The 23259-nt window shown below is 40.7% G+C and carries 20 protein-coding genes; 7 read left to right on the top strand and 13 right to left on the bottom strand.

Features of this window, described 5'->3' with window-relative positions:
• Window positions 1–43: 43 nt before the first annotated feature.
• Together MORIYA_RS19275 and MORIYA_RS19280 are read right to left on the bottom strand one after the other, a co-directional pair.
• A complete protein-coding gene (locus tag MORIYA_RS19275) occupies window positions 44–817 on the bottom strand; it encodes a DNA repair protein (protein ID WP_112717860.1) in 774 nt (257 codons plus the stop codon).
• A 55-nt stretch (window positions 818–872) separates the two neighbouring features.
• Entirely contained in the window at window positions 873–1610 is a 738-nt protein-coding gene (locus MORIYA_RS19280) for a sensor histidine kinase (protein WP_174216946.1), read from the bottom strand.
• A gap of 104 nt (window positions 1611–1714) precedes the next feature.
• On the opposite strand from MORIYA_RS19280, the gene cysB reads away from it, so the two are divergent.
• Window positions 1715–2689, top strand: a complete 975-nt coding sequence (gene cysB / locus MORIYA_RS19285; protein WP_112717862.1) for an HTH-type transcriptional regulator CysB — start codon at window positions 1715–1717, stop codon at window positions 2687–2689.
• Window positions 2690–3031: 342 nt separating this feature from the next.
• Here cysB and MORIYA_RS19290 read toward each other — a convergent pair whose 3' ends face one another.
• The 11 genes from MORIYA_RS19290 to MORIYA_RS19345 form a co-directional block, all read right to left on the bottom strand.
• Window positions 3032–4423 (bottom strand): L-serine ammonia-lyase, encoded by a 1392-nt coding sequence (locus MORIYA_RS19290; protein ID WP_112717864.1) that lies wholly within the window; start codon window positions 4421–4423, stop codon window positions 3032–3034.
• 352 nt (window positions 4424–4775) lie between these two features.
• On the bottom strand, window positions 4776–5672 hold the full coding sequence (gene cyoE / locus MORIYA_RS19295) for a heme o synthase (protein WP_112717866.1): 897 nt from the start codon (window positions 5670–5672) through the stop codon (window positions 4776–4778).
• Entirely contained in the window at window positions 5669–6703 is a 1035-nt protein-coding gene (locus tag MORIYA_RS19300; protein WP_112717868.1) for a COX15/CtaA family protein, read from the bottom strand. Before MORIYA_RS19300 ends, cyoE begins: the two co-directional genes overlap by 4 nt.
• A gap of 25 nt (window positions 6704–6728) precedes the next feature.
• Window positions 6729–7259 (bottom strand): hypothetical protein, encoded by a 531-nt coding sequence (locus tag MORIYA_RS19305; RefSeq protein ID WP_112717870.1) that lies wholly within the window; start codon window positions 7257–7259, stop codon window positions 6729–6731.
• 2 nt (window positions 7260–7261) lie between these two features.
• Complete coding sequence (locus MORIYA_RS19310; RefSeq protein WP_112717872.1) at window positions 7262–8002, bottom strand: SURF1 family protein; 741 nt, start codon at window positions 8000–8002, stop codon at window positions 7262–7264.
• Window positions 8003–8220: 218 nt separating this feature from the next.
• The gene (gene pyrC / locus MORIYA_RS19315) at window positions 8221–9252 is read right to left on the bottom strand and encodes a dihydroorotase (RefSeq protein WP_112717874.1); all 1032 of its coding nucleotides are present in this window, start codon (window positions 9250–9252) and stop codon (window positions 8221–8223) included.
• 442 nt (window positions 9253–9694) lie between these two features.
• On the bottom strand, window positions 9695–10591 hold the full coding sequence (locus MORIYA_RS19325) for a cytochrome c oxidase subunit 3 (RefSeq protein WP_112717878.1): 897 nt from the start codon (window positions 10589–10591) through the stop codon (window positions 9695–9697).
• Between the two features lie 10 nt (window positions 10592–10601).
• Complete coding sequence (locus MORIYA_RS19330) at window positions 10602–11138, bottom strand: cytochrome c oxidase assembly protein (RefSeq protein WP_112717880.1); 537 nt, start codon at window positions 11136–11138, stop codon at window positions 10602–10604.
• Window positions 11138–12760 (bottom strand): cytochrome c oxidase subunit I, encoded by a 1623-nt coding sequence (gene ctaD / locus MORIYA_RS19335; protein ID WP_162629298.1) that lies wholly within the window; start codon window positions 12758–12760, stop codon window positions 11138–11140. Before ctaD ends, MORIYA_RS19330 begins: the two co-directional genes overlap by 1 nt.
• Window positions 12761–12776: 16 nt before the next feature.
• A complete protein-coding gene (coxB, locus tag MORIYA_RS19340) occupies window positions 12777–13949 on the bottom strand; it encodes a cytochrome c oxidase subunit II (protein ID WP_112717882.1) in 1173 nt (390 codons plus the stop codon).
• Between the two features lie 160 nt (window positions 13950–14109).
• Window positions 14110–14382 carry a hypothetical protein gene (locus tag MORIYA_RS19345; RefSeq protein ID WP_112717884.1) on the bottom strand — a complete coding sequence of 91 codons (273 nt, stop codon included), beginning with the start codon at window positions 14380–14382 and terminating at the stop codon, window positions 14110–14112.
• Window positions 14383–14812: 430 nt separating this feature from the next.
• Here MORIYA_RS19345 and tig point away from each other — a divergent pair, with 430 nt between their 5' ends.
• The 6 genes from tig (at window position 14813) to MORIYA_RS19375 (ending at window position 23105) form a co-directional block, all read left to right on the top strand.
• Complete coding sequence (tig, locus tag MORIYA_RS19350; RefSeq protein ID WP_112717886.1) at window positions 14813–16123, top strand: trigger factor; 1311 nt, start codon at window positions 14813–14815, stop codon at window positions 16121–16123.
• Window positions 16124–16217: 94 nt separating this feature from the next.
• Complete coding sequence (clpP, locus tag MORIYA_RS19355) at window positions 16218–16841, top strand: ATP-dependent Clp endopeptidase proteolytic subunit ClpP (RefSeq protein WP_112717888.1); 624 nt, start codon at window positions 16218–16220, stop codon at window positions 16839–16841.
• 81 nt (window positions 16842–16922) lie between these two features.
• On the top strand, window positions 16923–18197 hold the full coding sequence (gene clpX, locus MORIYA_RS19360; RefSeq protein ID WP_112717890.1) for an ATP-dependent protease ATP-binding subunit ClpX: 1275 nt from the start codon (window positions 16923–16925) through the stop codon (window positions 18195–18197).
• A gap of 153 nt (window positions 18198–18350) precedes the next feature.
• Window positions 18351–20702, top strand: a complete 2352-nt coding sequence (gene lon, locus MORIYA_RS19365) for an endopeptidase La (RefSeq protein ID WP_112717892.1) — start codon at window positions 18351–18353, stop codon at window positions 20700–20702.
• A gap of 129 nt (window positions 20703–20831) precedes the next feature.
• The gene (locus MORIYA_RS19370; RefSeq protein WP_112717894.1) at window positions 20832–21107 is read left to right on the top strand and encodes an HU family DNA-binding protein; all 276 of its coding nucleotides are present in this window, start codon (window positions 20832–20834) and stop codon (window positions 21105–21107) included.
• An 87-nt stretch (window positions 21108–21194) separates the two neighbouring features.
• Window positions 21195–23105 (top strand): SurA N-terminal domain-containing protein, encoded by a 1911-nt coding sequence (locus tag MORIYA_RS19375; RefSeq protein WP_112717896.1) that lies wholly within the window; start codon window positions 21195–21197, stop codon window positions 23103–23105.
• Window positions 23106–23259 lie beyond the last annotated feature (154 nt).

Here is a 23259-nt window from a genome sequence, read left to right on the forward strand (position 1 = left end):
ATATGTGATTTTTTAGATTATCAAGTCGTCACAGCGTGGTTTGTTACCATTTCTGTTTTGGTTGAAACAGCAGGTCTAATTCATTTTTTTCGTTTTCTTTTTCTTGGCGATCTTTTAAGTCATCTGATGAAGCTTGGGTAAGTTGCTCATTCACCTCATTAAGTAAAGAGACTAGATTTTGTTGTTTGGTGATGAGGGATTCGTTTTTATCATTAATATTATTTAATGTATCAATGCCTTTACGTAGCAATTGTTTACAAGAGCCAAATTGACGCGTTGCACGCGCTTCGTAAGCGCGTTTCAATAAATTATCAATGTTGACGTTCAGTTGCATCAGTTCAAGTTTACGATCTTCAATCACAAAGGTTTGGGTATTTACTTTACTTTTGGCATGCTCTACACGTAACACAGCCCGAATTTTTTTGATTTGTTGCAGTAATACAATCGCCTCTCGATCGGAGTTCGGAGAACGGAACATGTTATCTTCTATCTGTGCCGGCATTTCTTTTAATTGTGCCATTTGGGATTTTACGTTGGTTAAGCGCTGACGTACTTGCGGCAGGCTTGGATCCAGTTGTAATATAGCGGTGAGAGAGTCACGCATGCGACTGTGTAAGACTAGCGTGAGTACTTTACTGTAAGGTAATGATGTTGCATTTATTAGTAATTCTTCAGCATCTTCAATGATTTTCCTATGCTTTATGATTATCAGACGCTTTTCTGTTTCAGCTTTACGCTTGTACTGTAAGATGATGTTATAACCGATCATCAAAAACAGTAGAACAGCAATCGCGATAATCATAAGAGTGAGCTTCATTGTATAATAAACCTAATTTTGCTGCGGTATTAAGATATTACTATAAATACCTTACTTAAGGTAGTATTAAGGTGAAGATACCACCACCAAGTTCCCCCCCATTACTTAGCGATATATGTCCTGTTTGCCCTTTAATTACATGTGCGTTAGCAATTAATCGAGCAAAATATAAACCTAATCCAGTGCGTCCCTGCTTACTGCTTAACTCAGCCATTGAGTTGTGCTGAGCTTGTAACATGCTATCTGGGTAGCCTTCACCATTGTCGGCAATCTCTATTACCAGCTGCTCATTAACGATTTCCGCTGTAACGAGGATCTTGCCTTGGCTATAACGGAGGGCATTGATGAACACGTCGGATAATAAGTAGCTAATTAAATTGTGATCGCAGTACCAAGCCAGGTCGATGTTAATGTTAATGTTAATCTCTATGTTGTTACTGTCGCTGTATAGCTGATTTTTGATGCAAAATTCAGTGAAATAATCAGCAATAAAACATTCAGCAATATTTAATGGTAGCTGCTTGTTGTCATTGCGGTACAAGGAAAGTACTTGGATTAAGCCGCTGTTAAGGCGTAATACTTCATAGTGTAAATCCGCGAGTTTAGCGCCGTGTTTCAGGTCATCTTGCGCAGGGTTAATATCTGCAGACATCGATTCAATTGATTGTAATAACAGGCACAATGAATTTTTCATATCATGTACTGCAGATGTTAGGATCAATGCGTAATCAACTGTGTCTTTGCTTGGTTTAATGTTATCGTCTAAAGGTGTCATCATATCTTTGGTCGGCATAAAAGTAATGTTCCCTAGGATATCTTATTAACAATAAATAACAGTATTCTGCTATTGTTTTGTTAGAATACAATTAATTATTTGGAATATAGAGCACATCACGAATGAAGTTACAGCAATTTAGATACATAGTCGAAGTCCTCAATCACAATTTGAACGTGTCAGCGACAGCAGAAAGTCTTTATACTTCGCAACCAGGCATCAGTAAGCAAGTGCGTATGTTAGAAGATGAACTCGGTGTGCAGATCTTTGAACGTAGTGGTAAACATCTCACTAAAGTGACGCCAGCTGGTAAAGACATTATTCGTATTGCTGCTGATATTCTAGGCAAGGTTGAAAGTATTAAAGCGGTAGCGAGTCAGCACACTCATCCTTCTAAAGGCACGTTAAATATTTCGACAACGCATACTCAAGCGCGCTATGCACTGCCGAAAGTGATTAAAGGTTTTATTGAACGTTATCCTGATGTGTCATTAAACATGCACCAAGGTACGCCGGCACAGATCAGTGATTCGGTTTCTAAGGGTACAGCTGATTTTGCGATTGCGACTGAAGCATTGCATTTATACAGTGACTTGGTGATGTTGCCTTGTTATCACTGGAATCGTTCTATTATCGTAAAACCGGGTCACCCATTAACGAAAGTGGGTAAGATCACGGTTGAAGATATCGCCAAATATTCGCTTGTTACCTACGTATTTGGTTTTACTGGCCGTTCAGAATTAGATTGTGCGTTTGATGCAGCCGGATTAAAGCCTAAAATTGTGTTTACCGCAACGGATGCCGACGTGATCAAAACCTACGTGAAATTAGGTATTGGTGTCGGTGTTTTAGCCACCATGGCATTTGACGATGAAACTGATGATGATTTAGTGCGCATTGATGCAAGTCATTTATTTACATCGAGTACGACTAAAATTGGTTTCCGTAAGGGCACCTTCTTACGCACTTACATGTATGATTTTATGGAACGCTTTGCCCCTCATTTAACGCGAGATGTTGTTGATAAAGCAATTATGCTAAAAACAGCAGAAGAGATTGATGAGATGTTTAAAGAGATCCCGCTACCAACAAGGTAACGAGATTGTATTCACTCGACTAATTCTTTGTGTTTAGCCGAGGATATTTTCAGCCTGCTCTGATTGTCTTTCTGCACCTTGGTAGTCGGTTGCTATATCAAAAATTTGCATTGCAGCTACATGGTTTGGGCGTGATATCGTTTCGCAATAGTAGGAACCCTATGTCGGGTAGAGTGAGTATTTAGACAAATCAGTAATCAAAGGGGTGAAGGAGGGGTAACACCTGTTATTGGGTAATAAGTGCGGATTTTACGGATAAAAAAGCCAGAATAGTGACGAGCACATTCTGGCTTTTTTCGATCTGCACCTAAATGATGTATGTTTATTTAAGCTTGAGTCAGATTAAGTGCAGGTGTGGGCTTTTTTGATATCGCCGACATTAAGTACTTTAATTGCTAAACCACCCAGTGACGTTTCACGATATTTAGCATTCATATCTTTACCCGTTTCGTACATCGTTTCGATAACTTTATCTAACGATACACAAGGCTCGCTCGTACGACGCATAGCCATACGTGAAGCATTGATTGCTTTTACTGCGGCAATCGCGTTACGTTCAATACAAGGTACTTGAACTTGACCACCGACAGGATCACAAGTTAGACCTAGGTTATGCTCCATGCCGATTTCAGCCGCGATACAAACTTGTGCAGGACTCGCACCCATTAATTCAGCAAGACCGGCCGCTGCCATTGAGCATGATACGCCCACTTCACCTTGACAACCTACTTCTGCGCCCGAGATAGATGCATTCGTTTTGTATAGGATACCGACAGCACCCGAAGCAAGGTAAAATTTAGTCTGTTCTTCACGCGTTAGCGGACGAATAAACTTATTGTAATAAGCTAATACTGCTGGAATGATACCGGCGGCGCCGTTAGTTGGTGCCGTTACTACTCGACCACCGGCTGCGTTTTCTTCACTCACTGCAAGTGCAAACATGTTAACCCAATCAATGATAATCATTGGATCTGAGTTAAAACCTTCGGTGGCTTCTAGCTGACGTTTAAGCGCGGCAGCACGACGAGGCACACGTAATGGACCAGCAAGTAAACCTTCTGTTTTACAACCGCGTTCGATAGATTCAGTCATTGCTGTCCAAATGTTAGAAAACGATTGATATATTTCATTTTCACTGCGGAAAGAACGTTCATTTTCTAACATTAATGCACTGATAGATAATGCATTTTCGTTACAGTGTACGACTAATTCAGCGGCGTTGGTAAATGGATATTTAACATCTGCAGTATCACCTTGGGTTAAACCGAAGTTTTCTTCGTCAACGATGAAACCACCACCGGTAGAGTAGTAAGTTTTTGTAAATATTACTTCACCATCGATGTAAGCATGAATTTTCAAACCGTTTTCATGTAGTGGAAGCGGCTCATCAATAAAGTTCATCGCTGAAGCGGGAAAATCAACAGTATGACAATGTAGACCGATTGGTAAACGACGTGTTGTTTCAACACGGTGAATGAACTCTGGGATTGCATCAATATCAACAGTGTCAGGTAAGTTACCTGCTAAACCCATTAAGATAGCAATATCAGTGTGGTGACCTTTACCAGTCAATGATAATGAACCATGCACATCCACTGTGATTTGAGTGACTTCGCGGATCTTCCCTGTCGCTCGTAGATCGTCGATAAATTGTTTGGCAGCTTTCATTGGACCAACAGTATGAGAACTAGATGGACCAATACCAATTTTGTAGATATCGAATACACTGATCATAGTAATTCCTCAGCAGATGCTTAAGTTATATAAGCTTAAATAATTAATTAGCGCGCTAACCGTCTCTGGTCAGGCAGAATAATGGGGGGCTAAACTTTTTTTTAATCCCTCAACTTTTATGTCGCTATGATAGCGATTTAATTCCAAAAAACAACTGTCAATGTAGTAGTTAACGCTGTTATTTAGAGGTGGATCCCATATAACAATTCATTACATTGCAAAAGTGCAGTGTAAAGCTTCATTTTTTTGACTAGTGGGGATATTTTTATGTATAAAGGTAATAAACGCGTGCATTTAACACGCTATTATTACCTTTAATAATTAATGCTTTAGGTAGGATAATCAGTTTTTATTAGTAATGAATAAGCCAATGGTCCACTAACAATAATATAAACAGCACCATTAAATGTATGATTGAAAATTTAAACGTTTGAAACGCTGCTTTTCGTGTGGGCTTGAATTTTAAGCGATAAGCGTAATAAATAAAGCTCAGGCTCAGGATAGTGGAACCTGCAAAATAGAGTAACCCACTGAGTTGAGTCAACCAAGGTAACCAAGTGACAGGTAATAGCAATAGCGTATAAAGCAGTATGAGGGTTTTAGTATACTCAGCACCATGGGTCACAGGTAGCATTGGGATCTTAGCCTTGGCATATTCTTTTTCTTTATGGATCGCCAGCGCCCAAAAATGTGGTGGTGTCCAGATGAAAATAATCATCACCAGCAGTAAAGCTTGGCCTGTCACCTCACCAGTCATTGCCGTCCACCCAAGCAGTGGCGGTGTTGCCCCCGCGAGTCCACCGATGGCAATGTTTTGTGGTGTTGCACGTTTCAAGTACATGGTGTAAATCACCGCATAGCCAATCAGACTGGCAAAGGTTAACCAAGCGGTTAACGCATTTACAAATACAAAAAGTGTCACCATACCAATTATTGCCATGCTCGTGGCAAAGAATAATGCTTTTGGTGTGCTAATGGTATGTTGTACTAATGGCCGCTGGTGGGTTCGGGTCATGATGGCGTCAATACGCTGGTCGAGAATATGGTTGTAGGCTGCGGCGGCTGCAGATAACAGGCCAATACCAACTAATGCCGGTACTAATAAACTGAGCGAGGGTAAGGTGGGTAGCGCAAGGACCATACCGACTAATGCCGTGAGCAGTAATAATGCTACGACTTTAGGTTTGGTTAATTGATAGTAAGCACGCCAGTTGGGTGTAAGCGTTAATATAATGGATTGCGTATTCATAACACCTCTTGCAGTTGCTGTTGGTTGAACCAAAGTAGGGTGACTAAGGTTATAAGTAAGATCGCCGCAACCAGGTTGTGTGCTACTGCGATACCCAGTGGCAGTTGGAACATAACGTTAGCGATGCCTAAGCTGACCTGTAAGCAAAGAATGACAAGCAAGGCTTGGGCAGTTAACCGTATCTTTCTTTCGGGTTGATGTTTGAGTAATTGATAAGCGGTGAGCAACAAGTAAATGCTCGTCACACCTGCCCAGATTCGATGAGTGACATGGATATTGATTCTGGCAACCGTATCTCGCACACCATACTGATAAGTTTCAGCTACTGGACTGAGACTAAATACATCATTGAGATTAAAACGGCTTAACCAGTCGCCGTTACAAATAGGAAATGCAGTACAGACTATGGCGGCGTAATTTGAACTTGTCCAACCGCCGAGTGCAATTTGAATAATGACTATTGGCAGGGCAATGCAACAATATAATTGAACGCGGGCTAATCGTTGCCTATGTATGGGTAATATATTATGGCCGACATCATTTAAAGGGGTGGATAACAGGGTTGCTGCCATGGTGGTTTTAGATAGTCGTAATCGCAATAATACCAGCAAGGCTAAAATACTAAACCCACCAAGCAGGTGGCCCATCACGATAATGGGTTTTAAGTTCATTGTTACTGTCCACATCCCTAACGCAGCTTGAAATAAAACTAATAAAATTAACAAAGTTGCTAATTTAACGTGTTGTTTGCGTTTGCCACAGATAATGAAAATTAGTAAAATTAACGTACCTAATAGTCCTGCTATATAGCGATGTATCATTTCATTCCATGCTTTTTCCGCGTGTAAAGGCTGGTCTGGATAAGCTTGTTGGGCTGACGCAATGTCTTGTGCGTTAGTTGGAACCGTATTAAAGCCATAACAACCGGGCCAGTCAGGGCAACCAAGTCCGGCATCGGTTAAGCGCGTATAAGCCCCGAGTGCAATCACTAAAAAGGCCAGCGCTATTGTCAGGTTGAGCAGTTTCGACATAGACAATCCTTGTTTATTGCAATGCTTACCCTATTTTAGATATTTTAAGTAAGCGCTTTAAATCCTTTAATAACCCTGCGGATACCTTTATTGCAGCGGCTCTATCGGTTGGATATTGATAGTGCATGAAAATATTTCCTAATGGATCAACTAAATATAGCGTATCTGTGGATAATTGCTGTTGGTTTACTGCGCTTAATTGCAATCTTGCTAGGGTTGATATTTCAACGTGATCGCGAGATAAAGGTTCTGGGTGGATGACGGTTTCTGGGTATTTAGTGAGATAGCGCTGTACTCTTTTGCCTTCCACGGCCAGTAACGTATGTACCTGCTGCATTTGCCATAAACTCTGTTGGCATTGTTGGGTGCATTGTTCACCAGGATTATAGAGCAGTAACCATGCTTGAGGTGGCTGTGACATTGTTAGCGGTGGGGATAATAGTTCTCCAGTATTGGTTTTGGCTCCTTGATACCAGTCATTAACGAGCACTAATTTAGCGATTAAAATAGGTGCTATAAATAAACCTAGGATGATGAATAATGGCTTTTTCTGCATGACTAATCCTTATCTTGCATGGGTTTAGATGGTGTTTGATATTTTTTTAACCAGTAGCCACTCGATAGGCTTAACGCAAATGCTAAAGCAAACCATTGGACTGCATACGCCGTATGTTTAGCGGGTGGCATTACCGTTATCGTCCAGGTTTTGCTAAAACCGATGTGAGAATCTGGATTTAGTTGTAATAGTAGTGGATTGAGTGGCATGTTTAGCGTGGTTCGTAGTTGAGGTATATCAGTACGCTGTATAACCAAAGGTCCTTGTGTTGCGGGGGCGATATTCTCACCGAGAAGCAAGGGTGAACCTTGCTGGGCACTTAAAGTACCGTTTAACTGATAATGCCCTGTGAAGTGCGGAATATCAGGTAACGATGAGCGTGTCGCTGGACCCGCTAACCAACCAAGGTTAACAAGAATAGTGTGTTTATCGCTGTGAAAAGGAAGGTATAAATGATAGCCAAACTGTTTCTTGTAAGTTTGATTATCTAATAATATCGGCGCTTCATTATCAAAATAACCATATAAAGATACCTTTCGATGCAAACTGCTCGCGGTTATTTGAATGAGTGATGTGAGCGTCGGTTGGTCGATATCTAATAGGATTTGTTTTTCTTGTGCGCGGGAGAGTTGCCATAACCCTAATTTTAGACAAACCGTAATCGCGAGCAGGCTAAACAGAGCAAAGCTGATTAAGCGTGTGGAGAGTTTATAGCATCGTATCGAGCTAAATAAAGTTTGCATATTTAACCTTAAAAAATAACGGCTTGGCTAGTGTTATAAACGCTCATTTTGAGCATACACTTAAGGATAGAGATGTTTTTATAAAGCGGTAGGAAAACAGTAGAAAATCAAAATTAATTAACGGCTTACAGAAGATTATCCCAGCGAAGACCGCTGGGATAGAAGTGCAAGCAGCATTGCGATGATTAACGCGAGATCAAGGCTAACTTAATCGTGGTTTATTTCACTTGCCAAGCGATAGTTTCGCCCGTTCTGATTGGTACCATTTTCGCGTCACCAAAAGGTAGCGTTGTCGGTACTTGCCATGCAGTTCTTTCTAATGTGATCGTGTCAGCATTGCGTGGTAAGTTATAAAAATCAGGGCCATTGAAGCTGGCAAATGCTTCTAATTTATCAAGGGCATTCTGTTGCTCAAATACTTCAGCATATAGCTCTATTGCAGCATGAGAGGTATAAGCGCCAGCACAACCACAAGCAGATTCTTTTTTATCATCAGCATGTGGCGCAGAGTCTGTACCAAGGAAAAACTTGTTGCTACCACTCGTTGCCGCTTTAATAAGTGCCGCTTGATGGGTATTACGCTTCAAGATTGGTAAACAGTAGTAGTGTGGCTTGATGCCGCCCACTAACATGTGGTTACGGTTGAATAATAAATGATGCGCTGTGATTGTTGCTGCGACATTGTCACTGGCATTATTCACAAACTCAACCGCGTCCGCAGTGGTGATGTGTTCAAGCACAATCTTTAAATCTGGGAAATCAGCAATAACGGATGTTAATACCGTATCTAAATAAACTTTCTCACGATCAAAAATATCGATATCGGCATCTGTTACTTCACCGTGTAACAGTAAAGGCATACCCGCATCTTGTAATGCTTGTAGCGCAGGATAAACATTCTTAATGGATGTGACACCGGATGATGAATTTGTCGTTGCGCCAGCTGGATAAAGCTTGGCCGCATAAACAATACCGGTTGCTTTTGCTACGCGGATATCTTCAGCAGTGGTTTGATCGGTAAGATAGATAGTCATTAATGGACTAAATGAAGAGTTCGCTGGTACGTTAGCTAAGATACGTTGACGATAGTCTTGGGCGATCTGAGCATTTGTTACTGGCGGTACAAGGTTCGGCATAATGATAGCGCGACCCATGTAACGGCTAATGTCAGCAACAGTATGTTTTAAAACATCACCATCTCGAAGGTGCAGGTGCCAGTCATCTGGGCGGGTGATCGTTAAAGTTTCCATTTGATTTCTCCATCGCTAATTTCCGCAGATTCTAAAGATTAATGTTGGTGAAGTCAAAGAGCGAGTAGCAATTGATGAGAAAAGACGATACCAAGTAAGCTTATACCCAAGCTACTTCAAGATGCTATATCAGAGACGAGCAGGGATATCAGAGTAAGGCGCAATATGTAGATAATGGTTATTCCATTATTAAATATTGCAACGCTGTGCTGTTATTTCTGCTTGCCTCCCGTAGGGCAAACCGAATGAAGGTATCTTCGGCGTTATGAAGTCTTGATTTAGAATAACTAAATCCTCGACTTCATGCCTTGAACATCCTCTCCTTTCTGTTTGCTGATTGTGCATCTTGAAGTAGCTTGGGTATATAGTTAATTTTAGCTTGTTTGGCTTCGAAATCATCTCATATTTTATAGTCAGCGCAAAGTCGTTAGTGGCGTTGTCACTAAACAATGTAGACAGCGATAAACAAAATGATCCATACCACATCAACAAAATGCCAATACCAAGTTGCAGCCTCAAACGCAAAATGTTTACCCGGCGTAAAATGTCCATTGATGATACGAAACAGCATGACGGTGAGCATGATGACCCCGAGTGTTACGTGCATACCATGGAAGCCGGTGAGTAAATAAAAAGTGTTGCCATAGACACCAGAATCAAATTTTAATGACAATACATGATAAGCATGAATATACTCTTCAGCTTGAAAAAATAAGAAGGTAACCCCCAAGGCCACGGTAATGGATAACCAGATAACTAACCTTGTACGCTGTGTTGCTATCAGATTGTGATGGGCGAAATGTAAGGTGACTGATGAACTAATCAGAATAATGGTGTTGATTAGCGGCAAACCATACCAAGGCATCGCTTGTGTTTCTCGTCCATCTGGGGTGATGGTTAATGGCCACTGAGGAATGAAATCAGACCAAATTACCGCATGGGTCATGGCATTATTGCCTTCACCACCCAACCAAGGAATGGATAAATTACGCAGGTAAAATAATACCCCGAATAGTGCCACAAAAAACATCACTTCCGAAAAAATAAACCACAACATACCCATTCTAAAGGAACGATCAAGTTGCTTATTGTATAGCCCATTCATCGACTCGGTGATTATATTCCGAAACCAACTGATGAGTATAAACAGTAATATGCCGATGCCGGCGAATAAAATCGGAATGCCGTTGTTACTCCCGTCGTTATCCACCTGTTGCACGGTCGTTGCCGCCCCTATGGCGATGATAAAGAGCGCGATAGCGCCAGCGAAAGGCCAAACACTGTTGGCTGGGACATAGTAGTGTTTTGGGGCTTTGGCATATTCATTATTATCTGGCATTACTGGACTCCTAGCGCATCGCGACTCTTGTTTGCTCATTTTTAAACAGTGTATAGGCGAGGGTTAACGTTGATATATCGGCTGGAATGTTAGGGTCGATATAAAAGATAAGTGGCATCATCGCTTCTTCGTTTGCCGCTAACATCTGCTCTTGAAAGCAAAAACATTCTGTTTTCACCAAATATTGAGCGGCATAACCTGGGGTGATTGAGGGCACGGCGCGACCAAATGTATCTTGGTCGCTTTGATTAATCGCCACGAAATTAACTTGATAACGTTCGCCTGGATGTAGATTAATACTCCTAATTTCAGGCGTGAATTGCCAAGGCAGTTTTTTATTTAAATAAGTAATAAATTCGACTTTAACCGTCCTCGATTCGTCAATATGTACTGGTATTGTGGTTGCGCGGCTATAATCTTTACCATTGAGCCCAGTAATATCACAAAATACATCATATAAAGGCACGAGCGCAAAACCGAATCCGAACATACCTACGGCACTGAAAATGAGCAGGCGTAGATGTTTTTTTATTTTTGGTGTGGTCATTATTTTACCTCCGGTGGTGTATCAAAAGTGTGATAAGGGGCAGGGGATGGCACGGTCCATTCTAATCCTTCTGCACCTTCCCATGGTTTGGCCGGGGCTTTTTTACCGCCGCGAACCGCCATGATTACGACCGCAACAAAAATCAGTTGAGAAAGGCCAAACAAGAAACCACCAATACTGACTATCTTGTTAATATCGGCAAACTGTAGAGCATAGTCGGGAATACGGCGTGGCATGCCTGCAAGCCCTAAGAAATGCATCGGGAAAAACAACAGATTGACGGAGATAAGTGAACACCAAAAATGCCACTGACCAAGTTTCTCATTGAACATGAACCCGGTCCATTTTGGTAACCAGTAATAAGCGGCGGCCATAATAGAGAATACAGCGCCTGTCACCAGTACATAATGAAAGTGAGCCACAACAAAGTAAGTATCATGGTATTGAAAATCAGCTGGGGTAATGGCAAGCATCAACCCCGAAAAACCACCGATGGTAAATAGCACGATAAATGCCAGTGAAAATAGCATAGGTACTTCAAAGGTAATCGATCCTCGCCACAGGGTTGCTATCCAGTTAAATATTTTCACCCCCGTTGGCACGGAGATGAGCATGGTGCAATACATAAAGAACAGTTCAGCGGCCAGCGGTAAACCAACGGTAAACATATGGTGAGCCCATACTGTGAAACTTAGGATAGCAATAGAAACTGTTGCGTATACCATGGAGTGATAGCCGAATAACGGTTTACGGGCAAACGTTGGAATGATGGCAGAAATGATGCCGAATGATGGCAAGATCATAATATAGACTTCGGGGTGACCAAAGAACCAAAATATATGTTGGAATAATACCGGGTCCCCCCCACCTGCGGCATCAAAAAAACTGGTGCCGAAATATTTATCAGTCAGGATCATGGTCACCGCACCAGCAAGCACGGGCATAACCGCGATTAATAAAAAGGCGGTTATCAACCAAGTCCACACGAACATCGGCATTTTCATTAATGTCATGCCCGGTGCGCGCATATTGAAAATAGTGACGATGACATTGATTGCCCCCATGATCGAACTTATCCCCATCAAGTGAATGGAAAATACAAACATGGCGGTACTGTCAGGGCTGTATTGAGTGGATAGTGGAGGGTAGAAGGTCCAACCAAAGTTAGGACCACCGCCTTCGGTGAATAATGATAAGAGTAATAAAGAGAATGCAAAGGGCAAGATCCAAAAACTCCAGTTATTCATCCGTGGTAGCGCCATATCTGGCGCGCCAATCATCAAGGGTAACATCCAGTTGGCCAACCCTACAAAGGCTGGCATCACCGCACCAAACACCATAATTAGTCCATGTGATGTGGTCATTTGATTGAAGAAGTTAGGTTCAATTAATTGCAGGCCGGGTTGGAATAATTCTGCGCGAATGATCATCGCCATTGCGCCACCAATAAAGAACATCGTTAAACTAAACCATAGATATAATGTGCCGATATCTTTGTGATTAGTTGAAAATAACCAACGTTTATATCCTTGCGGCGCGCTGTGGTGATCTGTGTGTATTTTTATTGCTGGCACATCCAAGATGGGTTGATCAGCATTGTCTTTTAATTCTATCTCACTCATTTGACAGTCCCTTGAATTACTGATTATTATCAGTTAATGCCGCATCTATTTGTGAAGGTTGTACAATATCACCGGTATTATTACCCCAAGCATTACGTTCGTAGGTGATAACCGCTGCGAGTTCTTTTTTCGTTAATTGTTTTGCAAATGATGCCATTGCAGTGCCTGATACACCGTGTAGGACAATATCGATGTGTTTGTTGACATTGCCAAGTGCGACAGGACTATTTTTTAATGCGGGGAATGCACCGGGGATACCTTGTCCGCTTGCTTGGTGGCAAGCTAAACAAGTGCGATTATAAACGTCTTCACCGAGTGACATCATGGTTGGCATATCCATGGTTTGTGTCAGACTTTGCTGCTCTGCTTGTAACTGCTGTTTGGCCGTAACTTGAGCTTGGGCTAGCCAATCATCAAATGCTTCAGGCTCTAATGCCGTGACCACAATTGGCATAAAGCCGTGGTCTTTACCGCATAGCTCTGCACATTGACCGCGGTAGGTTCCGGGAGTGTCTATTTTGGTCCAAGCCTCATTAATAAAACCGGGGTTGGCGTCTTTTTTCACTGCAAATGCAGGCACCCACCATGAATGAATGACATCATCAGCCGTGATGAGAAAACGGACCTTTTTATTGATCGGTAATACCAGCGGATTATCCACCTCTTTTAGGTAGTGCGGTTGTTTCTCTACCTCGTTGTTGATTTCAGCTTGGCTGGTGGTCAAACGGCTATAGAACTCAAGGTCATGATCAAAATAACGATAATGCCACTTCCATTGTGAACCGGTGATTTGAATGGTGATATCAGCTTCTGTGGTATCTTCCATTAAGATCAGTGCTTGTGTTGATGGGATCGCCATACCAATTAAGATCACGATGGGGATCGCAGTCCAAATTATCTCCACGGTCGTGCTTTCATGGAATTTGGCCGCGACCGCGCCTTTAGACTTGCGGTGTTGATATAAAGACCAAAACATGATGCCAAAAACAATTACAGCAATGGCAATACAAATATAAAGAATGGTCATGTGTAAGTTGTAGACAGTATGGCTGATACCGGTGACGCCCTCCGTCATATTCAGCGTTGACTGCTGCGCAATAAGTGGCGTGGAAACCATCCCTAGTATAAGTGTGTTTATTGTTATTATTGGTTTTAATAAGCGCACATAACCTCCCTCAATATTATCCATAATGACTCGCAAAATATAGATCAGATAATGAGTGAATTGTGTTTCTTCCCTGCTACTGCTGTCTGCATTTAACAATCCACTGTTATTTGCAGAAGTATAGTTACAGAAATGTTAATTGTGCTACTTTGTGGCGCAGATAAATTACTTTTTGTATTTTCCCTCAAGCATTGAAGGTTATTATTTCAAATGATTGTTTTAGTGCTGTAATTTGTGTTTGTAACTTAGCAATGTGACTGACCACTGATTGCGATAAGTGCTGTTGGTCTTGTGCTTTGACACTATCTAAGCGCATTACTTTTAATTTAATAATCTGGGTGTCGGTCATGAGATTATCAATATGTTGCATCATTTCTGGGTTGGGATATTTGTCTTTGAGTGACTCTAGCTGATTGGTAAAGTCTAGAAATGCACGTTCAATCTCGAAAAGGGTCATAGCAACTCCTAAAACAAGTTTAATGGAATAAATCTGGCTAACACCAAATTTATTATAGTGTACATTTTCATTATCAACTGTGTAGATGGATGCTGTACCTAGCACTCTGACTTTGCATCTTGAAGTAGTTTAGGTATACTTGGACTCTAGATTGGATTAGGTCAGTATGCTGGATTAGTGATCTATGTGGGATGGTGAGTAATTAACCAAAGTTAAGATGTAAACTGTAGATTTGTTGTTTTTTTATCTTATTTACTCAGAAATATCATTTTTGTTCTTGAATTTTAACTTTTCATCCATACAGTATAAGCAAATATAATATTAAAGTGCTGTTTAGAGTGGCAATGCTCGATTTTTTCTTGCTACTAGCTATAATGTCGCGTCATAAATTTCCAGTTGGAAATGTTATAAATTAATTAGAGGTATCTAAATGCAAGTTTCTGTAGAAACGACTCAAGGCCTAGAGCGCCGCTTAACTATCACAGTTCCAGCTGCAACAGTTAGCAAAGAAATCGAAAACCGTTTACGTGGTTTAGCAAAAACTCAACGTATCGATGGGTTCCGTCCAGGTAAAGTGCCAGCTAAAGTAATCAAAAAGCGTTTTGGCGCAGCTGTAGCTGAAGAAGTTGCTGGTGAAATAATGCAACGTAACTTCTACGAAGCAATTGTAGCTGAAAAATTAAACCTAGCTGGTGCACCAACGCTTGAAGCTGCAAAAGTTAAAGACGGCGAAGACTTTTCTTTCACTGCAACGCTTGAAGTGTACCCAGAATTTGAAGTTGCTGGTGTCGAAGCAATCGCAATCGAAAAATCAGTATCTTCAGTAACTGACGCTGATGTTGATGGCATGATCGAAACTTTACGTAAGCAACACGCTGAGTGGGTTACTGTTGATCGCGCTGCCGAAGCTAACGACCAAGTTAAAGTTAACTTCAATGGTAGCATCGACGGTGAAGAATTCGAAGGCGGCAAAGCTGAAGACTTCACACTAGCGATGGGCCAAGGTCGTATGATCCCTGGTTTCGAAGAAGGCATTGTAGGTAAATCTGCAGGCGAAGAGTTCACTGTTGAAGTAACTTTTCCTGAAGAATACCATGCAGAAAACCTAAAAGGTAAAACTGCAATCTTCGCTATCACGCTAAACGCTGTTGAAACGCAAGAATTACCAGAAATTAATGCTGAATTTGTAGGTAAATTCGGTGTTGAAGACGGTACGCTTGAGTCTCTAAAAACTGAAATTAGCAAAAATATGAGCCGTGAACTTGAGCAAGCTATCAAAGCTGACACAAAAACTAAAGTGCTTGACGCGCTAGTTGAATCAAATGACATCGACGTTCCTGCTGCATTAGTTAAGCAAGAAATCGTTACATTACGTGAACAAGCAACGCAACGTTTTGGCCAAATGGCACCACAAAATGCGCCAGAACTTCCTGATGAACTATTCACGGAACAAGCTAACCGTCGTGTTAAAATCGGTCTAATACTTGGTGAATTCATCAAAGAAAATGAAATCACTGCAGATGACACACGTGTTCAAAATATGATCGCATCTATGGCTTCTGCATACGAAGATCCAGCTGAAGTAATCGCACACTACAAAGACGACGAGCAAGCACTAGCAAACGTTCGTAACGTAGCTGTTGAAGACCAAGCTATTGATTTAGTATTAGAAAAAGCAAATGTTACAGAAAAAGAAGTTGCGTTTGAAGAACTAATGAATAAAGCGACTCAAAACGCATAATTGTTGATTAGATTGAACAAAATACGTAATTAAGCGCTATAATGGCTCGAGTGAGGGTGTTTCACTTGGGCCATTTTTATTTAGGGATGATAATATGTCACAATTCTTTAATAATATCACAGAGTCACCGTCAAACACGTTAGTACCTATGGTTGTTGAGCAAACAGCTAAAGGCGAGCGTTCTTATGACATTTATTCTCGACTCTTAAAAGACCGTGTAATCTTTTTGACTGGCCAGGTTGAAGACCATATGGCTAATCTTGTTGTTGCACAGTTACTTTTCTTAGAATCAGAAAACCCAGATAAAGATATTTTCCTTTATATCAATTCACCAGGTGGTTCTGTCAGTGCTGGCCTGTCAATTTATGACACCATGCAATTTATTAAGCCAAACGTGTCTACGATTTGTATGGGTATGGCTGCGAGTATGGGTGCTTTCTTACTTGCTGGTGGTGAAAAAGGTAAGCGTCACGCACTGCCTAATGCTAAGATTATGATCCACCAACCGTTAGGTGGTTATCAAGGTCAAGCATCTGATATTGAAATTCACGCGAATGAAATTATTAAAACTAAGCGTAAATTAAATGAAATATTAGCTGAGCACACTGGTCAAGAGTATGATCGTCTTGCTAAAGACACTGATCGTGATAATTTTATGACGTCAGCTGAAGCGATGGATTACGGTCTTATCGATACAGTAATAACAAAACGTGATTAAGTAATTTTTGACAGGATGATTGTCTTTTAGCCATAATAAAGATTAGGCACTGGGCTTTCACCTGTAATGTGAGGTTATCGAATGACAGAAACAAAAAATGGGGATAACGGTAAATTACTGTATTGTTCTTTTTGTGGCAAAAGCCAACATGAAGTACGTAAATTAATTGCTGGCCCATCTGTCTACATTTGTGATGAATGTGTTGATCTTTGTAACGATATAATTCGTGAAGAGATTAAAGACATCACACCAAAACGTGAAGGTGATGCATTACCGACACCGCATCAAATTCGTGGCAAGCTCGATGATTACGTCATTGGTCAAGACCATGCTAAGAAAGTGTTAGCTGTTGCAGTATACAATCACTACAAGCGTTTACGCAGTGGCGATACATCAAATGGTGTAGAACTAGGTAAAAGTAATATCCTGCTAATTGGTCCAACGGGTAGTGGTAAAACATTATTAGCTGAAACACTAGCACGTATTCTTGATGTACCTTTTACTATAGCTGATGCAACAACATTAACTGAAGCTGGTTATGTTGGTGAAGATGTTGAAAATATTATTCAGAAATTATTGCAAAAATGTGATTATGATGTAGAAAAAGCGCAACGTGGTATCGTCTATATTGATGAAATTGATAAAATTTCTCGAAAATCTGATAATCCATCTATTACTCGAGATGTATCGGGTGAAGGTGTTCAACAAGCATTATTAAAACTGATTGAAGGAACGATTGCTTCAGTACCACCACAAGGTGGTCGTAAGCATCCCCAACAAGAGTTTTTACAAGTAGACACATCTAAGATCTTATTTATCTGTGGTGGTGCATTTTCAGGCTTAGAGAAAGTGATTGAAATGCGAACTAACACTAACAGTGGTATTGGTTTTACAGCAGAAGTGAAAGGTGAAGCTGACAAAGCCACTTTATCTGAAGTCTTCGCTAAAGTTGAACCACAAGATCTGGTTAAATTCGGTCTTATCCCTGAATTTATCGGTCGTTTACCTGTGACTGCAACACTAACCGAACTTGATGAAGAAGCATTAATTCAGATCTTAACAGAACCGAAAAATGCACTAACTAAGCAGTATTCTGCACTATTCGATTTAGAAGGTGTTGACTTAGAGTTCAGTGAAGAAGCTCTCACTGCAATTGCAAAGAAAGCGATGTCACGAAATACCGGTGCTCGTGGTTTGCGTTCAATTGTAGAAGCCATTTTACTGGATACTATGTATGATCTACCTTCAGTTGATAATGTTAGCAAAGTTGTGATTGATGAATCTGTAATTAATGCTGAATCAGCACCAATTTTGATTTATGAAAATACAGAGAACAAGGCTGTATCAGCAGACTAGTGTTAGATTTTCAAACATTTAATAGTAAAAAGGGGCGCAACGCCCCTTTTTTATATTATTTTTGATATTTTAAACGCTTAGCATTGATTGTTGAGTAATAATCCCTATATATTCAATATTAGCCCTTAGTCCAGTTTTATAAGTGAGGACAAGATGAGTTTTGAGCGTACGGAACGTGTAGATATACCTGTATTACCATTGCGTGATGTTGTGGTTTATCCCCATATGGTAATCCCTTTGTTTATTGGCCGAGAAAAGTCAATTCGTTGTCTTGAAGCCGCAATGGATACAGATAAACAAATATTTTTAGTTGCACAAAAAGATGCAGCTCAAGATGATCCCCAAGTTGACGATCTACATAGCGTGGGTACAGTCGCTAATATTTTACAAATGTTGAAATTGCCTGATGGCACGGTTAAAGTATTGGTCGAAGGCACACAAAGAGCTAAATTAAATAGCTTGAGTGATAGCAATGATTATTTTCAAGCAGAGATTGAATATATTATTTCTGAATCAGTATCTGATGAAGAAGAAGATGTACTCATTCGTTCGGCAATTGGCCAGTTTGAAGGTTATATAAAACTAAATAAAAAAATCCCTGCTGAAGTTTTAACCTCAGTGGCGGCGATCGACGAAGCTGCGCGTCTTGCAGATACAATGGCTGCCCATATGCCATTAAAATTAGAAGACAAGCAAGTGGTGTTAGAACTGAGTAACGTTGCAGAACGTCTTGAGTTCCTAATGGCACAAATGGAATCTGAAATCGACCTCTTACACGTAGAGAAGAAAATTCGGACACGTGTTAAAAAACAGATGGAAAAAAGCCAACGCGAATACTATTTGAATGAGCAAATGAAAGCGATTCAAAAAGAGCTTGGCGAGTCTGAAGATGGTGTTGATGAATTTGAACAATTGGCTGAGAAGATTGAGCAAGCATACATGCCTGCTGAACCGAAAAATAAGACCATCTCTGAGTTAAATAAATTAAAAATGATGTCTCCTATGTCTGCAGAAGCCACTGTAGTACGTAGCTATATCGATTGGATGATTTCAGTGCCTTGGAAGAAACGTTCAAAAGTTAAAAAAGACATTCCTAAAGCGTTAGAAATGCTCGATGCAGACCATTATGGTTTGGATAAAGTAAAAGAACGTATTTTAGAATATCTAGCGGTACAAAGCCGAGTGAATAAACTCAAAGGCCCAATTCTATGTCTTGTCGGTCCTCCTGGTGTGGGTAAAACCTCGTTAGGTCAATCGATTGCTAAGGCAACGGGACGTAAGTATGTGCGTATGGCACTGGGTGGCGTACGTGATGAAGCGGAAATTCGTGGACATCGCCGTACTTACATTGGCTCTATGCCAGGTAAAATAATCCAAAAAATGGCTAAAGTTGGAGTGCGTAATCCACTTTTCTTGTTAGATGAAATCGACAAGATGGCGTCGGATATGCGTGGTGATCCGGCATCGGCATTATTGGAAGTTTTAGATCCAGAACAAAATACAACGTTTAATGATCACTATCTAGAGGTTGATTACGATCTGTCTGATGTGATGTTTGTTGCGACATCTAATTCAATGAACATTCCAGGTCCGCTACTCGACCGTATGGAAGTGATCCGTTTATCGGGTTATACCGAAGATGAAAAACTGAATATTGCTAAACGGCATTTACTGGATAAGCAAATTGAACGTAATGGTTTAAAACAAAAAGAAATTAGCATTGACGATAGCGCGATAATGGGCATTATCCGTTATTATACTCGCGAAGCTGGCGTGCGTTCACTTGAGCGTGAAATTTCAAAACTATGCCGTAAAGCTGTGAAGCAAATATTGCTGAACAAATCAATTAAGTCAGTGACGATCAATCAAGATAATTTATCTGAATATTTAGGTGTGCAGCGTTTTGATTTTGGTAAATCGGAAGGTCAAAGTCGTGTCGGTCAAGTAACCGGTCTGGCGTGGACAGAAGTTGGTGGTGATTTATTGACTATCGAAGCCACATCTGTTCCAGGTAAAGGCAAGCTGAACTACACCGGTTCATTGGGTGAAGTGATGCAAGAATCTATTCAAGCGGCGATGACGGTTGTTCGCTCTCGAGCGGATAAGTTACGTATCAATGGCGACTTTTATGAAAAACGTGACATTCATGTGCATGTTCCTGAAGGTGCGACACCAAAAGATGGTCCAAGTGCGGGCATTGCTATGTGCACTGCGCTGGTGTCTAGTTTAACGGGTAATCCTGTACGTGCCAACGTTGCAATGACAGGTGAGATCACGTTAAGAGGTGAAGTATTACCCATTGGTGGCTTGAAAGAGAAATTACTCGCTGCACATCGTGGTGGTATTAAGTGTGTCTTGATTCCAAAAGACAATGAACGTGATTTAGAAGAGATCCCTGCCAATGTCATTGGTGATCTTGAAATTCATCCTGTTCGTTGGATTGAGGAAGTGCTAGAGCTTGCGCTAGTGAATAGTCCCGCTGGTTTTGAAGTGGTAACAAAATAGTGTGATTGCTTTAGGTTAGAGTGTCTACCCAGACTTGAATAGTCACTCTAACCTTGTTATAAATGCAATTGAAGTTAGTCTTATTTATGTTCGATTATGTATATAAATAACCAAGATTAGGGGAAGAAAGTGAATAAAGCTCAACTGATAGATTGTGTTGCCGCTAAAGCTGATATTTCTAAAGCCGCTGCGGGCCGTGCTATTGATGCAATGATTGAATCTGTAACAGAAACACTCGTAGCAGAAGAGTCTGTTACGTTAGTGGGTTTTGGTACTTTTAGTGTACGAGATCGCGCAGCACGTATTGGCCGTAATCCACAAACAGGCGCAGAAATTCAAATAGCAGCATCTAAGCTTCCAGTATTTAAAGCTGGGAAATTATTAAAAGATGCATTGAAGTCTTAAGCTATTGGTTTCAATTTTTGAGTAAGGGCGCACCATAAGGTGCGTTTTTATTGTTATTTACTGTATTGCAGTTTAGAGAATACAATTATGTTAGAGAAGTTTCGCGAAGGTTCACAAGGACCGGGTGCTAAGATTATTTTAGGCGCAGTGATCGTTACGTTTGCCCTTGCTGGTGTAAGTAGTTATCTCGGTGGTGGTGGTAATCAATCCGCCGCGACAGTGAATGGCGTAGATATTTCAACGCAAGCACTTGAAAATCAAGTTAGAACTGATCGTTCTCGTTTAGAGTCTCAACAAGGTGAATCATTCGCCGTGCGTTGGGAGCAACCAGAATTTCAAAATCAAATACGTCAACAGTCATTAAATACGTTAATTGCGCAACATTTATTACAACAAATGACAAATGATTTAGCGTTACGCATTGGCGATGAGAAGATCCGTGGTTATATTTTTGCAATGCAAGAATTCCAAACGGATGGTGTATTTAATGATGAGCGTTACATCAGTTTGTTACGCCAAAATGGTATGACACCAGGACAATTTGTTGAACGTTTACGCGTTGATTTTGCCCAACAACAATTAACGGATGCATTAGTAAACTCTGAATTTAGTTTACCAAATGAAGTGAAACAATTAGCGGCATTACAAAATCAACAACGTGAACTAAGTCAACTTATCGTGCCAGCAAATAAATTTGCAGCTGATATTGTGGTAACGGATGCTGAAGTTAATAGCTACTATGAAAACAGCAAAGCTTTCTTTCAAACGCCGCAGCAAGCGTCTGTGGACTATATCTTAGTGGATATGAAAGACATCAGTGCGGGTATTGAATTAGACGCGGATGCGGCTGAAAATTACTATAAAGAACACTTATCATCTTATGCTCAAGAGGATAAGCGTAAAGTGGCACATATCCTTGTTGCATTCAATGATGATGAATCAATTGCAGAGGAAAAAGCACAAGCATTACTGACCCGAATTCAATCAGGTGCAGATTTTGCTGAATTAGCGAAGACATCATCTGATGATACGTTTAGCGGTGAACATGGCGGTGAACTGGATTGGTTAGAAAAAGATATCATGGATCCGGCATTCGAAACGGCTGCATTTGCACTGGTGAATGACGGTGACGTAACGACAGAGTTAGTGCGCAGTGATTTTGGTTTCCATATCATTAAACTATTAGCGGTTGAACCGGGTAAAGTAACAGCATTTGCAGACGTTAAAACCACAATTGAAACACGTTTGAAAAATGAGCAAGCTGTTTCCCATTTTGATGAGTTAGCTGAAACCTTAGCAGAGCAAGCATTTGAAGTGCCTGATTCATTGGATGTTGCATCGGAAGAAACAGGCTTAACAATTGTGTCAACCGCGCTATTTTCTGCGAATGCGATCCCTGCACCCTTGAATGATCCAAGAGTTGCTGCCACGTTATTCGATCAATATTTTATTGCCGAAGCGCTAAACTCTGAACTTATTAACATCTCTGATGAGCAAAGTATTGTTGTTCGTATTAATGAATACAAGCCACAAACGACGAAAGCATTAGCAGAGGTTAATGATGAAATCGTTGCACGCTTAACAGCAATAAAAGCAGAGCAAAAAGCGTTAAGCTTCATGACCTCTGTATCAGTGAAAATTAACGCGGGTGAAAATGTTGTGGCTGAACTAGCAAGTGTTGATGCAAGCTTTACTGCACCAGAATGGTTAAGTCGCTTTGATTATTCAAAAGCAGATTTTAAAGTATTGAGAAAATTATTCTCGATGCCAAAACCTACGGCAGAGCAAACAAGTATTGCAACTGAAACATCACTTAACGGCGATGTAACATTGCTTAAATTCTCGTCTGTTCGGGATGCTAAAATCAATGCTGAAGAAGCGGTTCGTTTGGCTGATACACTAAAAAATATGAATGCTCAAGCAGACTATGACATGTTGATACAAACGCTGATCAAAGCAGCTGATGTATCTTACCCTGTAGTAAACGCCGCAGAGTAAATATAACTAGAGTGATTTATTTAGTTCCTTCCAGAGGATTCACTAAGTAATTTGAAAGGGTCTCGATGTGATTTTATATTGCATCGAGACTTTTTATTATGATTATTACCCTCTTGCTTGCTGGGGGGCTTTGTTACCAACAGAGAACCCGATC

This window comes from Moritella yayanosii (assembly GCF_900465055.1).
GTDB lineage: Bacteria > Pseudomonadota > Gammaproteobacteria > Enterobacterales > Moritellaceae > Moritella > Moritella yayanosii.